The 13368-nt window shown below is 69.4% G+C and carries 12 protein-coding genes; 7 read left to right on the top strand and 5 right to left on the bottom strand.

Annotated features, from left to right (window positions below; translation table 11 throughout):
- Window positions 1–10: 10 nt before the first annotated feature.
- Window positions 11–919 (bottom strand): SDR family oxidoreductase, encoded by a 909-nt coding sequence (locus B9C99_RS19225; RefSeq protein ID WP_088898968.1) that lies wholly within the window; start codon window positions 917–919, stop codon window positions 11–13.
- Window positions 920–1041: 122 nt separating this feature from the next.
- Here B9C99_RS19225 and B9C99_RS19220 point away from each other — a divergent pair, with 122 nt between their 5' ends.
- Window positions 1042–2058 (top strand): AraC family transcriptional regulator, encoded by a 1017-nt coding sequence (locus tag B9C99_RS19220; protein ID WP_172415010.1) that lies wholly within the window; start codon window positions 1042–1044, stop codon window positions 2056–2058.
- A gap of 153 nt (window positions 2059–2211) precedes the next feature.
- On the opposite strand, the gene B9C99_RS19215 is transcribed toward B9C99_RS19220, so the two are convergent.
- Together B9C99_RS19215 and B9C99_RS19210 are read right to left on the bottom strand one after the other, a co-directional pair.
- Window positions 2212–3357 (bottom strand): MFS transporter, encoded by a 1146-nt coding sequence (locus tag B9C99_RS19215; protein WP_088898966.1) that lies wholly within the window; start codon window positions 3355–3357, stop codon window positions 2212–2214.
- Entirely contained in the window at window positions 3354–4253 is a 900-nt protein-coding gene (locus tag B9C99_RS19210; protein ID WP_016690813.1) for a PAC2 family protein, read from the bottom strand. The genes B9C99_RS19215 and B9C99_RS19210 overlap by 4 nt, the downstream gene beginning before the upstream one ends.
- A gap of 51 nt (window positions 4254–4304) precedes the next feature.
- Between B9C99_RS19210 and metH the strand changes: the two genes are divergently transcribed.
- The 6 genes from metH (at window position 4305) to hisG (ending at window position 11617) form a co-directional block, all read left to right on the top strand.
- A complete protein-coding gene (metH, locus tag B9C99_RS19205) occupies window positions 4305–7874 on the top strand; it encodes a methionine synthase (RefSeq protein WP_088898965.1) in 3570 nt (1189 codons plus the stop codon).
- Window positions 7867–8574: an HAD family phosphatase gene (locus B9C99_RS19200; protein WP_172415009.1), complete on the top strand. Its 708-nt coding sequence runs from the start codon at window positions 7867–7869 to the stop codon at window positions 8572–8574. Before metH ends, B9C99_RS19200 begins: the two co-directional genes overlap by 8 nt.
- 1 nt (window position 8575) lies before the next feature.
- Window positions 8576–9436, top strand: coding sequence for a rhodanese-related sulfurtransferase (locus B9C99_RS19195; protein WP_088898963.1), 861 nt, complete (start codon window positions 8576–8578; stop codon window positions 9434–9436).
- A gap of 4 nt (window positions 9437–9440) precedes the next feature.
- Window positions 9441–10328 (top strand): pseudouridine synthase, encoded by an 888-nt coding sequence (locus B9C99_RS19190; RefSeq protein ID WP_088898962.1) that lies wholly within the window; start codon window positions 9441–9443, stop codon window positions 10326–10328.
- Between the two features lie 40 nt (window positions 10329–10368).
- Window positions 10369–10650 (top strand): phosphoribosyl-ATP diphosphatase, encoded by a 282-nt coding sequence (locus tag B9C99_RS19185; RefSeq protein WP_170318512.1) that lies wholly within the window; start codon window positions 10369–10371, stop codon window positions 10648–10650.
- 103 nt (window positions 10651–10753) lie between these two features.
- A complete protein-coding gene (gene hisG, locus B9C99_RS19180; RefSeq protein WP_088898961.1) occupies window positions 10754–11617 on the top strand; it encodes an ATP phosphoribosyltransferase in 864 nt (287 codons plus the stop codon).
- Between the two features lie 48 nt (window positions 11618–11665).
- On the opposite strand, the gene B9C99_RS19175 is transcribed toward hisG, so the two are convergent.
- Together B9C99_RS19175 and B9C99_RS19170 are read right to left on the bottom strand one after the other, a co-directional pair.
- Window positions 11666–12505 (bottom strand): thioesterase family protein, encoded by an 840-nt coding sequence (locus B9C99_RS19175; protein WP_088898960.1) that lies wholly within the window; start codon window positions 12503–12505, stop codon window positions 11666–11668.
- On the bottom strand, window positions 12502–13368 hold an 867-nt coding region (locus B9C99_RS19170; protein WP_088898959.1), incomplete at its 5' end, for a RecB family exonuclease. The genes B9C99_RS19175 and B9C99_RS19170, both read right to left, overlap by 4 nt.

Here is a 13368-nt window from a genome sequence, read left to right as displayed (position 1 = left end):
GCGCGTCGGATCAGCGTGCGCTGCCGGAAGGATCCTTCGCCACCGGGCCCTCACCGGCCGTTGCCGCGTCGGGGGCCTCGGTGCGCCGACGATAGGCGGCACGTGCCGTCTCGTCGGTGTTCAGTGCGAGCGACTGGAGACCGAACGCGGCGGAGATGCGGTGACGGGTCGCCTCCGGCACCGCCTTCAGCGCTCCGAGGATCGCGCCCGCCGTGCGGGGCACGTACCGCAGGCCGGGACGGGCTGTCGCGATCACTCGCACGATCGCGGCGGCGACCTCCTCGGGGCCGACCATCGCGAGCTTCTCGATGAGCGCGTTCGGCTTCATGCCCGCGATCAACTCGGTGCGCACGAAGCCCGGGGCGATCGTGGAGACCACGATGTTCGAGCCGGCGAGCTCCTGGCGCAGCACCGATCCGAGGCCGATCACGGCGTGCTTGGTCGCGGAGTACACCGCGAGTCCGGGGGCACCTTCGATGCCCACGACGGAGCCGAGATTGACGATGTGTCCGTAGCCCTGCTCGGTGAACCGGGCGGCGGCCAGCTTCGAGCCGAGGATCACGCCGCGGACGTTGACGTCGATCTGCCGGTCGGTGACCGTGTCGGTCTCCTCGAGGAACGCGCCGGTGGGCATGATGCCGGCGTTGTTGACGAGCACGTCGATCCCGCCGAACTCCATGTGGGCCAGGCTGAGGAATTCGTCGAAGGATCCTCGGTCGGTGACGTCGAGAGGCAACCCGAGCACCGTGGTGCCGAAGCGCGCACCGATCCGGGCAGCGGTGTCCTGCACCAGATCCTTGTCGATATCGCCGATGGCCACGCGCGCGCCGGCCGCGACGAGGGCTTCGGCCGTCGCCTGTCCGATGCCGCGCGCTCCACCGGTGATGACAACCCTCTTGCCGTGCACGTTCAGGCTCATGCCGTGTCGTCCTTTCCTCGCTGTGCTGATGAAATCGACGCTACGAACCGAGCTCTCCGTGATCCATGCCACTATCGGCAAGTTCTTGTGAATTTCGGCCACGCTGCCGAGGATGGAGCCTCGTGAACCCCTGGACCTCCCGCCGCGCGGCGACGAGCGCGGCCCTGATGGTGTCGTTCGGACGCGAGCGCGGCCTCGACGCCGAGACATTGCTGGCGGGTACCGGGTTGGGGGAGGAGCAGATCACCGATCCGGGCGGGGAGATCACCGACGACCTGGAACTGGCCGTGATCGCGAATCTCGTGGAGGCGCTCGACGACCGGCCCGGGGAAGGGTTCGCCCTCGGTCTGCGGTACCAGGCGGCGGTGCACGGGATCTTCGGTTACGCCCTCATGAGCTGTGCGACGGTGCGCGACGGCATCGAGGTGGGCACCCGCTTCTTCGACCTCACCTTCGCCTTCTCGCGCGCCGCCCTCGAGTATGCGGGCGACGAGGTCCGCTTCTGCCTCGACGACCGGCACGTGCCGGCGCAGCTGCGGGGTTTCCTGCTGGAGCGGGACGTCTCGGGGATCCTCGCCCATTGGGGTGCGCTGTGGGGGCAGCCGTCGGAGGTCCGTCGCATCGAGGTGGCCGAATCGCTCGGTGAGCGGGTCGCGCCGGTCTTCCGCGACCGGGGTTTCCGGGTGGAGACGACGGCGTCGACGCATGCGGTGGTGGTGGACGCGCGGGTACTGGACCGGCCCATGCCGACCGCGAGCCCGGAGGCCGCCGCCGTACTGCTGCGGGAGTGCGCGGAACTGCTGCAGCGCAGACAGAATCACGGCGAGCTCGGTGCCCGCGTGCGGGAGGTGCTGCTGCGCCGGGCCGCCGAGGGCCCCACGCAGGACCAGGTGGCCGCAGAGCTGGGGGCGAGTGTGCGCACCCTCCGGCGGCAGTTGGGGGAGGAGGGGACCTCGTACCGGGCGATCGTGGCCGAGACGCTGGGGGCGATGGCGGGGGAGTTGCTGGATGCGGGCCTGCCGGTGGAGAGGGTGGCGCACCGTCTGGGCTATGCCGATGCGTCGAGCTTCTCGGTGGCGTTCAAGCGGTGGACCGGTCGGACGCCGGGTGGGCGACGCCGGGAGAGACGCTCGGTCTGAGGCAACTGCAGGACCGGTTCGATAAGCCCTTGGAAATATTCTGAATAATACGGAAAACATAGAAAACCAGAATATTCCCTCCTTCCCGACCCCATCACCCTCCAACGAGGCCACCTCCACCAACACCACAACGGCCAAGACGGCAGGGCGCCGTCAGCGGCCCGAAGCCTCCGGACGCCGAGTCATGGCCAGGGGGACGAGCACACCGAGCAGCGCGGCGGGCAGCAGGAACGCGAGGACCGGGTCGGCGCCGTACACCGGTGTCAGCAGGAGAGGGGAGAAGGCTGCACCGCCGAAGCGGAAGGCCTGCACGACGGACACCGCGCCACCACGGTTGCCGCCCGGCCCGCCGAGTACCGCGGCGTTGACCCCGACGAGGATGAACTGCGAAGCGATGCCCGCCAGGAACCATGCGACGCCGAGCACGACGAGCCACGGGACGGTACCGACGACCACGACCAGTGCTGCGCCGCTCACCGCGCCGATGAGCACGATCGCGCGGGCACCGACGCGGTCGATGAGCATCCCGACCGGCCGGGAACTGAGGATGCCGGCGAGACCGAACACGGTGAGTACCACGCCGCGTTCGGACGGGGACAACCCGAAGTCGTCCTCGACCCGGAAGGCGAGGAGGAACCCGAGTCCGCCGAGCGCACCCCAGCCGAGCAACGCGACCAGCCCTATACGCAGAACGCGCGGGGTCAGCGCGTCGCGCAGACGGACCCGGGTGGTACCGGACGGGTCGTCGCGCACCGACTCGGGCAGGCCGGCGAGCGCCAGGAGCAGCGCCGCGCCGGCGAGCACGACGAACGCCCATCGCCAGCTCACCTCGGCGGCGAGACCGCCGATCAGTGGGGCGACGGTCTGGCCGGCGGCCTGCATCGCCCCGAACAACCCGAGCGCGCGCCCGAGCCTGTCCTTCGGGGTGATGACGGCCAGCGCTGCGAGCAGCAGTGGAGTGGTGAACGCGTTGGCCGCGCCCTGCAGCATGCGGGTGCCGATGAGCACCGAGAAGGTCGGCGCCAGCGCCGCGGCGATCGAGACCGCCGCGTAGACGAGATAGGCGGTGCGCACGGTGCGGACGCGTCCCCACCGTGCGCCGAGCGTGCCGGAGAACAGCATCGCGGCGGCGAACACACCGAGATAGGCGGTGACCGTCGTCGCGGCCGTGCCGGTGGACACACCGGTGTCGGCACCGATCTCCGGCAGCATCGACACGACGACACTGCCGCCGAAGGGACCGAGGAATCCCCCCGCGTACAGCGCCGTGCGCTGCAGCGGTTCGCGCAGATCCCTCACCTGTTGAAGCCGCCGGGGCCCCGTCGCCGCAGATAGCGTTCGAACTCGGCGGCGAGGGCGTCACCGTCGATCTTGGCGATGACCTCGGAGATGTCCTCCTCGGCCTCGGCGTCGCCGCGCTCCTCGAGGGTGCGCACGTACTCGGCGATCTCCTCGTCGTCCTCGATCATGTCGGTGACGGTCTGTTCCCATTCCTCGGCGAGGAGGGGAAGTTCGCCGAGGGGCACCTCGAGGTCGAGGACGTCCTCGACGCGGCGCAGCAGCGCCACGGTGGCCTTGGGGTTCGGCGGATTGGACACGTAGTGGGGGATCGCCGCCCAGAACGACACCGCGGGGATGCCCGCGCGCACGAAGGCGTCCTGCAGCACGCCGGTGATGCCGGTGGGTCCTTCGTAGCGGGAGGTCTGCAGCTTGAAGCGTTCGGCGGCCTCGGAGCTGTAGGCGGTGCCGGTCACCGGGACCGGGCGGGTGTGCGGGGTGTCGGCGAGCAGTGCGCCGAGCAGGACGACGGTGTGGACCTCGAACTCGTCGACGAGTTCGATGATGGCGTCGCAGAAGCTGCGCCAGCGCATGCTCGGCTCGATGCCGTGCAGCAGGACGACGTCGCGGTCGCTGCCGGGCGGGGAGCACAGCGACAGTCGGGTGGTGGGCCAGTCGATCTCGCGGGTGACGCCGTCGACGAGACGGACCTGTGGCCGGTTGACCTGGTAGTCGTAGTACTCCTCGGAGTCCAGCTCGGCGAAGGGCTCGGCGTCCCAGATCAGCTCGAGGTGCTCGACGGCGCCGCTGGCGGCGTCGCCGGCGTCGTTCCACCCCTCGAAGGCGGCGACGAGCACCGGATCGCGCAGGACGGGGACGTCCTGGTCCGGGGTCTCGGGATACTCGGGTGTACTCACTCGTCCAGCCTACGACCCGGGCCGATCCGGGCGCCCACTAGTCTGAAGGGCATGTCCACCCCACTTCATTCTGTCCTGCTCGATGCGCTGACCCAGCGCGTTGTCATCGGAGACGGGGCGATGGGCACCATGTTGCAGGCCGCGGATCTCTCGCTCGACGACTTCCGCGGTTTGGAGGGGTGCAACGAGATCCTCAACGAATCTCGTCCCGATGTGATCCGGGGGATCCACCGGGCGTACTTCGAGGCCGGCGCCGACGTCGTCTCGACGAACACCTTCGGCTGCAACCTGCCCAACCTCGCCGACTACGACATCGCCGACCGCATCCGTGAGCTGTCCGAGCTCGGTACCCGCCTCGCCCGCGAGGTCGCCGACGAGATGGGCCCCGGAGCCGACGGCATGGCCCGCATGGTGATCGGGTCGATGGGTCCGGGTACGAAGCTGCCCACCCTCGGCCACGCACCGTTCGCTGCGCTGCGCGACGCCTACGGTGAGGCGGCGCTGGGCATGCTCGACGGTGGCGCCGACGCGATCCTCGTGGAGACCTGCCAGGACCTGCTGCAGGCGAAGGCCGCGATCATCGGTAGCAAGCGGGCGATGGAGCAGGCCGGTCGTCGGATCCCGATCGTCACCCACGTGACGGTGGAGACCACCGGCACGATGCTGCTCGGTTCCGAGATCGGTGCCGCGCTGACCGCCCTCGAGCCGCTCGGCATCGACCTGATCGGGTTGAACTGCGCGACCGGTCCGGCGGAGATGAGCGAGCACCTGCGGTACCTGTCGCAGCACGCGACGATCCCGGTGTCGGTGATGCCGAATGCGGGTCTGCCGGTGCTGGGCGCGAACGGCGCCGAGTACCCGCTGCAGCCGGAGGAGCTCGCCGAGGCGTTGGCCGGTTTCGTCTCCGAGTACGGGCTGACCTTCGTCGGTGGCTGCTGCGGCACGACTCCCGAGCACATCCGGCAGGTCGCGGAGGCGGTGCGCGGGGTGCAGCCGGCGCCGCGCGCCGCGCAGCCGGAGCCGGGTGTGTCGTCGCTGTACACCTCGGTGCCGTTCGAGCAGGACGCGTCGATCCTGATGATCGGTGAGCGCACCAACACGAACGGGTCGAAGGCGTTCCGGGAGGCGATGCTCGCCGCGGATTGGCAGAAGTGCCTGGACATCGCGAAGGACCAGATCCGCGACGGTGCGCACATGCTGGATCTGAACGTCGACTACGTCGGGCGCGACGGGGCGGCGGACATGGCGGAGCTGGCGTCGCGGTTCGCAACGTCGTCGACGTTGCCGATCATGATCGACTCGACGGAGCCGGACGTGATCAAGGCGGGCCTCGAGCATCTCGGTGGCCGCTGCGCGGTGAACTCGGTGAACTACGAGGACGGTGACGGCCCGGGTTCGCGGTTCGAGCGGATCATGGAGCATGTCGTCGAGCACGGCGCGGCGGTGGTCGCGCTGACGATCGACGAAGAAGGCCAGGCCCGTACCGCCGAGCACAAGGTGCGCATCGCCGAGCGGCTGATCGCGGATCTGACCGGCAAGTGGGGGTTGTCGCCGCAGGACATCATCGTCGATGCGTTGACCTTCCCGATCTCGACGGGTCAGGAGGAGGTGCGGCGCGATGCGATCGAGACGATCGAGGCGATCCGCCGCATCCACGAGGCACATCCGGAGGTGCACTTCACCCTCGGTATCTCGAATGTGTCGTTCGGTCTGAATCCGGCGGCGCGGCAGGTGCTGAACTCGGTGTTCCTGAACGAGTGCACCGAGGCGGGGCTGGACACGGCGATCGTGCACGCGTCGAAGATCCTGCCGATGGCGCGGATCCCGGAGGAGCAGCGGCAGGTCGCGCTGGATCTGGTGTACGACCGGCGTAGCGAGGGGTACGACCCGCTGCAGAAGCTGATGGAGCTGTTCGAGGGGGTGTCGGCGGCGTCGGCACGCGAGTCGCGGGCGCAGGAGCTGGCGGCGTTGCCGCTGTTCGAGCGGCTCGAGCGGCGCATCGTCGACGGCGAGCGCAACGGTCTCGAGGACGATCTGACCGAGGCGATGAAGACCACCCCGCCGCTGGCGATCATCAACGACACGCTGCTGTCGGGCATGAAGACGGTCGGTGAGTTGTTCGGGTCGGGGCAGATGCAGTTGCCGTTCGTGCTGCAGTCCGCCGAGGTGATGAAGACCGCGGTGGCGTTCCTCGAGCCGCACATGGAGTCGACCGGCGACGAGGGCAAGGGCCGGATCGTGCTGGCGACGGTCAAGGGCGATGTGCACGACATCGGCAAGAATCTTGTGGACATCATCCTGTCGAACAACGGCTACGAGGTGGTCAACCTCGGTATCAAGCAGCCGATCGCGACGATTCTCGATGCGGCGGTGGACAAGCGCGCCGATGTGATCGGCATGTCGGGTCTGCTGGTGAAGTCGACGGTGGTGATGAAGGAGAACCTCGAGGAGCTCAACGCTCGCGGGGTCGCCGAGCAGTTCCCGGTGTTGCTCGGTGGTGCGGCGCTGACCCGCAGCTACGTCGAGAACGATCTGGCGGAGGTCTACGAGGGCAAGGTCTCCTACGCTCGCGATGCGTTCGAGGGTCTGTCGTTGATGGACCGGGTCATGGCCGAGAAGCGTGGTGAAGGTCCGGCGCCGGACAGCCCGGAGGCGATCGAGGCCGCCCGCAAGGCCGCCGAGCGCAAGGAGCGGCACGAGCGCAGCAAGCGGATCGCGGAGAAGCGCAAGGCCGCGGAGACGCCGGTGGAGATCCCCGAGCGCAGTGATGTCGCGAAGGATCTGCCGGTGCCGACGCCGCCGTTCTGGGGCACCCGGGTGATCAAGGGCATCCCGCTGGCCGACTATGCGGCGCTGATCGACGAGCGCGCGCTGTTCCTGGGGCAGTGGGGGCTGCGTGGGCAGCGCGGCGGCGACGGCCCGACCTACGAGGAGCTCGTGGAGACCGAGGGCCGGCCGCGGTTGCGGTATTGGCTGGACCGGTTGGCTACCGAGGGCATCCTGCAGCACGCGGCGGTGGTGTACGGCTACTTCCCGGCGGTGTCCGAGGGTGACGACGTGGTGGTGCTGACCGAGCCGCGTCCGGATGCTCCCGAGCGCTACCGGTTCACCTTCCCGCGGCAGCAGCGTTCGCGGTTCCTGTGCATCGCCGATTTCGTGCGGTCGCGGGAGGATGCGCTCGCGTCGGGTCAGGTGGATGTGTGGCCGTTCCAGCTGGTGACGATGGGCCAGCCGATCGCGGACTTCGCGAACGAGCTGTTCGCGTCGAACTCGTACCGCGATTATCTCGAGGTGCACGGCATCGGTGTGCAGCTGACCGAGGCGCTGGCCGAGTACTGGCATCGACGGGTGCGGCAGGAGCTGGCGTTCGCCGAGGGCGGCACGGCGGCGGACGAGGATCCGGAGGAGGTCGCCGAGTACTTCAAGCTCGCCTACCGCGGCGCCCGGTTCGCGTTCGGTTACGGCGCGTGCCCGAATCTCGAGGACCGCATCAAGCTGGTCGAGCTGCTCGAACCCGAGCGGATCGGGGTGGAACTGTCGGAGGAGTTGCAGTTGCATCCCGAGCAGTCCACCGATGCGTTCGTGCTGCACCACCCGGAGGCGAAGTACTTCAATGTCTGATCGGGTGGAGGCGCCGCTCGCGGTGCAGACCGGTGCGCTGCGGGCGGTGCTGTGGGACATGGACGGCACCCTGCTCGAATCGGAACGCTTGTGGGACATCGGGATGCACGAGTTGTCGTTGCATCTCGGTGGGCCGATGAGCGACGAGACCCGCATCTCCACGATCGGGGGACCGATGGATCTGGCGGTGCTGCGCACCTTCGCCGGGTTGGGTCTGGACCCGACCCCGGACGAGGCGGCGGCTGCGGCGGCGTGGCTGACCGAGTACATGGGCCGGTTGTTCGCCGACGGGCTCACGTGGCGGCCCGGCGCGCAGGCCGCGTTGCGCACCGTCCGCGAGGCCGGGTTGGGGTCGGTGCTGGTGACCAACACCGAGCGGGCGTTGTGCGAGGTGGCCCTCGAGACCCTGGGCCGGGCGCATTTCGATCATTCGGTGTGCGGCGACGAGGTGCCGGCCGGCAAACCGGATCCGGCGCCCTACCTGCGGGCGGCGGAGCTGCTCGGTCTGGATCCGGCGCAGTGCCTGGCGGTGGAGGATTCCCCGACCGGGGCGGCCGCGGCGGATGCGGCCGGGTGCACGGTGCTGGTGGTGCCGTCGCTGGTGGATGTGCCCGGCTCGGAGCGGCGGGTGTTCCGGTCCACGCTCGAGGGGTTGAGCGCCGAGGATCTGCACGAGCTGCACGGTGCGGGGGTGCCCTGAGGTGGCGGTCCCGAAGATCGTGCTGTTCTACAAGTTCACCCCGTTGCCCGACCCGGAGGCGATCCGGTTGTGGCAGCACACCCTGGCGTCGTCGCTGGGGTTGACCGGGCGGATCCTGATCTCCGAGCACGGCATCAACGGCACCGTCGGCGGTGACATCGCCGACGTGAAGAAGTACGTACGTGGGTTGCGCGGCTATGCGGCGTTCAAGGACACCGACATCAAGTGGTCCGACGGCACCGGCGACGACTTTCCGCGGCTGTCGGTGAAGGTGCGTCCGGAGATCGTGACCTTCGGGGTGCCCGACGAGGTGAAGGTCGACGAGCACGGCATCGTCGACGGCGGCACCCACCTGTCGCCGCACGGCGTGCACGAGCTGGTCGCCGAGCGCGGCGACGAGGTGGTGTTCTTCGACGGCCGCAACCGCTTCGAGGCGCAGATCGGCCGGTTCCGGGATGCGATCGTGCCGGACGTGGCCACGACCCGCGATTTCGTCGCCGAGCTCGACAGCGGCCGCTACGACCATCTCAAGGGCCGCCCGGTGGTGACCTACTGCACCGGTGGGGTGCGCTGCGAGGTGCTGTCGGCGTTGATGCGCAACCGCGGGTTCGAGGAGGTCTACCAGCTCGACGGCGGCATCGTCCGCTACGGCGAGACCTTCGGCGACGAGGGCCTGTGGGAGGGTTCGCTGTACGTCTTCGACGGGCGGATGAACGTCGAGTTCAGCGACGAGGCGACGGTGATCGGCCGCTGCACCCTGTGCGGGATGCCGACCTCGCGGTACCGGAACCATCCGGACCTTCACGGCCGGGAGTTGATCCTGGTGTGCGAGGGCTGCGTCCCGGACCCCGTGGAGGCGTAGACCGGTGCGTGCTGCACCGCTGCCGGTGCGCGACGGGCTCGGCCCCGACCGCATCCGGATGCCCGCCGACGTCGACGCAGCCACGATCATCGAGTTCCTGCAGGCCGGCCATCCCGAGGAGGACTGGGCGGTGCACATGGCGGCGGGGGAGCTGGTCGACGAGCACGGCCGCCGCATCGATGCGCGCACGCCGTATCAGCCGACGCGGTACGTGTACTTCTACCGCGATCCGGCGCCGGAGGTGCCGGTGCCGTTCCCGGTGCACGTGCTCCATCGGGAGGACGGTCTCGTGGTCGTGGACAAACCGCATTTCCTGGCGACGATCCCGCGCGGAGCGCACATCCGCGAGTCGGTGGTGGTGCGGTTGCGGCGCGAGCTGGAGCTGCCGCATCTGGTGCCGGTGCACCGGCTCGACCGGATGACCGCCGGGGTGCTGCTGTGCACGTCGGATCCGGCGTGGCGGCGGCCCTATCAGGAGCTGTTCGAGCGGCAGCGGGTACGCAAGGTGTACGAGGCGGTCGCCGGCTACCGCCCGGACCTGTCGTTCCCGCAGGTGGTGCGCACGCGGATCGTCAAGCGGCACGGGGAGCTGACGGCCGAGCAGTTCGCCAGCGAACCGAATTCGGAGACCCGCGTCGAGCTGGTCGAGCGGCGTGGGGAGCTGGCTCGCTACCGGTTGTTCCCGCGCACCGGCCGCACCCACCAGTTGCGGCTGCATCTGGCGTGGCTGGGGGTGCCGATCGTGGGGGACAACTTCTATCCGCGGTTCCGGCGGCGCGACGCGGACGATTTCACCGATCCGCTGCGGTTGCTGGCGCGGTCGCTGGAGTTCACCGATCCGATCAGCGGGGTGGAGCGGCGGTTCGTCAGCGGGCGCGAACTCGAGTTCTGAGCGGGTGTCGGTGTCCTGGCTGCGGGGCGGGTGGCGAGGCATGAAACAATCGACCCCTGTGAAGACCTTCGATTCCCTGTTCGCCGAGCTGTCCGAACGCGCCGCGACCCGCCCCGAGGGCTCCGGCACCGTCGCCGCCCTGGACGCCGGCGTGCATTTCCAGGGCAAGAAGGTACTCGAAGAGGCCGGTGAGGTGTGGATCGCCGCCGAGTACCAGTCCGACGAGGAACTGTCCGAGGAGATTTCGCAGCTGCTGTACTGGGTGCAGGTGCTGATGGTGGGGCGGGGTCTGAAGCTCGAGGACGTCTACAAGCATCTGTGACGGCCGGTGGCCCGCTGTGTCGGTGCCGCCGTCCGTGCCCTGTAGGTGCCCTGTAGATCCCTTCCTCGCTTCTGCTCGTCGTTCGAAAGGACCCAATTCCGTCATGCTGCGCGTCGCAGTCCCCAACAAAGGTTCGCTGTCCGAGTCCGCCGCCGAGATCCTGCAGGAGGCCGGCTACCGTCGGCGCACCGACTCGCGGGATCTGACGGTCATCGACCCGGTCAACGACGTCGAGTTCTTCTTCCTGCGGCCGAAGGACATCGCGATCTACGTCGGGTCCGGCGAGCTGGATCTGGGGATCACCGGCCGCGACCTGGCGATGGATTCGGGGGCTCCGGTCACCGAGCGGCTGTCGCTGGGCTTCGGGTCCTCGCGTTTCCGGTACGCCGCGCCGAAGGGCCGCGACTGGTCGGTCGAGGATCTGCAGGGTCTGCGCATCGCCACCTCGTACGCGAATCTGGTGCGTCGTGATCTCGCCACCCGCGGCATCGAAGCCGAGGTGATCCGGCTCGACGGTGCGGTGGAGATCTCCATCCAGCTCGGCGTCGCCGACGCGATCGCCGATGTGGTCGGCTCGGGCCGGACGTTGCGCCAGCACGATCTCGTCGCCTTCGGCGAGTCGCTGTGCGATTCGGAGGGTGTGCTGATCGAGCGGGAGGGTTCGGATCACTCGGATCGGGCCCGCAACCAGCTGATCGCCCGCCTCGAGGGTGTGGTCTTCGCGCAGCAGTACGTGATGATCGACTACGACTGCCCCAAGCACCTGCTCGAGCAGGCCGTCGAGGTCACGCCCGGTCTCGAGTCGCCGACGATCTCGCCGCTCGCGAACGAGAACTCGGTGGCGGTGCGGGCGATGGTGCCGCGCAAGGGCCACAACGCGGTGATGGACCGGCTCGCCGAGATCGGTGCCCGCGCCATCCTCGCGTCGAACATCCGCTCGTGCCGGGCGATGCGCGCCCCCGAATAGACGCGCATCGATCCCGACATCTTCGATCTTTTGGTGCGGCCCCGCTGATCAGCGGGGCCGCACCTGCACGTTCTGGGTGATGCGGCCGAGCGCGCCGGTCTCGTCGTAGAGCAGACCGGCGGTCGTGCCGATCCCGTCGGGGCCGACGGACATCTCCGCGGCGATCCCCACCCAGTCCTGTTCGCGGAACTCGGGGGCGCGGAACAGGTGCACGGTCAGTTCGGTGTTGAGGAAGGTGTACTCGCGGGCGTCGAGTTTGGATCCGACACCGTTGGCGACGTCGGCGACGCTCATCAACCGGTCGAGTCCGCTGGGGGTTTCGCCTTCGACGAGGGCGATCTCGCTGCGCACCCACGCCGACGACAGGCCGGGAGCGCCGAAGGGGACGATGATGCGCCAGTCGACGGTGCCGATGTAGCCGCCCTTCCAGGCAGGGTGCGGGGCACTGGCTTCGAAGTGGCCGGGGGCGGGCAGCGGGGTCTCCGAGGTGCGCGCGACCTGCGGCAGGTCGACGGTTTCGAGGCGCCAGCCGGTGCCGCGCGCAACCGCGCGGTCGGTGCCGTCGGGGGCGGTGGCCCACAGTTCGGCGACGACCAGTTCGATGCGGCGACCGGGTCGTTCGATGTGGGTGCGCACCTCGAGGTCGGTGAGAGGGACGGGGCCGAGCAGTTCGACGGTGAGCCGGCTCAGGCGGGTGTCGGGGCGGGGCCGGTGCCGTTCGATGGCGCGGGCGAGCAGCGCCGAGGGTGGGGCGCCGTGCTGCAGGTGCGCTCCCCAGGTGCTGACGGTGTGTTCGGTGGGGCGGAACACTGCGATCTCGACGTCGTCGACCGGGCCGGTGGGGGTGGTCGGCCGGGGGACCGGCACGTAGTAGGCGGCGTCGCTCACTCGGGATTCTCCTGCTGCTCGATACGGTGGGGCGCACCCGGTGTCGACTGGATCGACGGTGTCGATTGCGTCGACTGGATCGACGGTGTCGATCGGGTCGGCTGGATCGACTGCGTCGCAACGCCGTCGAGGGGATACGGCGGTGGGGTACCGCCGAACGCCGGGCACAATGCCCGATGATCGCACCACCGGCAGCCGGGGCCGGGATTGGGGCGGAAGTCGCCGCTTCTGCGCAATTGCCGGATCGTCGCCCACATCGCGCGCACGATCCGTTCGAAGCGGCGCAGTTCCTCGGGGTCGGGCCGGTAGTGCAGCACCTGTCCGTCGCCGAGATACAGCAGCCGCAGCGAGGCCGGGACGATGCCGCGTTGCCGCCACACGATCAGCGCGTAGAACTTCAGCTGGAACAGCGCCGCCCGCTCGCCGCGCAGCGAGGGGGCGCGGCCGGTCTTGTAGTCGACGACGTGCACCGCCCCGGTGGCGTCGACATCGAGGCGGTCGATGATGCCGCGCAGCGGGACGTCGCCGTCGAGGGTGGTCTCCACCCGCAGTTCGCAGCCGTCGGTGGTGACGGCGGTGGGGTCCTCGACGGTGAAGTAGGTGTCCAGCAGCGCGGCGGCCTCGGCGAGGAAGGCCGCGTCGTCGGTGTCGACGCCGAGATCGGGGGTGGCGGCGAGGACCCGGGCCAGGGCGTCGGGCAGCAGGGTCTGCGCGGCGGTGGCGGTGCGGGCCGGTCCGTCGAGGCCGAACAGCGCTTCGAGGGCGGCGTGGACGACGGTGCCGCGCGCCTGGGCGCGGGTCGGGGGTGCGGTGAGCCGGTCGACGGCCTTGAAGCGGTAGAGCAGCGGGCAGCGGGTGAAGTC

This window comes from Rhodococcus sp. BUPNP1 (assembly GCF_002215235.1).
Classification (GTDB): Bacteria; Actinomycetota; Actinomycetes; order Mycobacteriales; family Mycobacteriaceae; genus Rhodococcus.
The sequence above is the reverse complement of the archived record's forward strand: the minus strand, read 5'-3'. Positions and strand labels throughout refer to the sequence as shown.

Coding starts and splice junctions, on each gene's coding strand:
- B9C99_RS19225 (WP_088898968.1), bottom strand. CDS start 919: ATGAGCCTGAACGTGCACGGCAAGAGGGTTGTCATCACCGGTGGAGCG.
- metH (WP_088898965.1), top strand. CDS start 4,305: ATGTCCACCCCACTTCATTCTGTCCTGCTCGATGCGCTGACCCAGCGC.
- B9C99_RS19200 (WP_172415009.1), top strand. CDS start 7,867: ATGTCTGATCGGGTGGAGGCGCCGCTCGCGGTGCAGACCGGTGCGCTG.
- B9C99_RS19185 (WP_170318512.1), top strand. CDS start 10,369: ATGAAACAATCGACCCCTGTGAAGACCTTCGATTCCCTGTTCGCCGAG.
- hisG (WP_088898961.1), top strand. CDS start 10,754: ATGCTGCGCGTCGCAGTCCCCAACAAAGGTTCGCTGTCCGAGTCCGCC.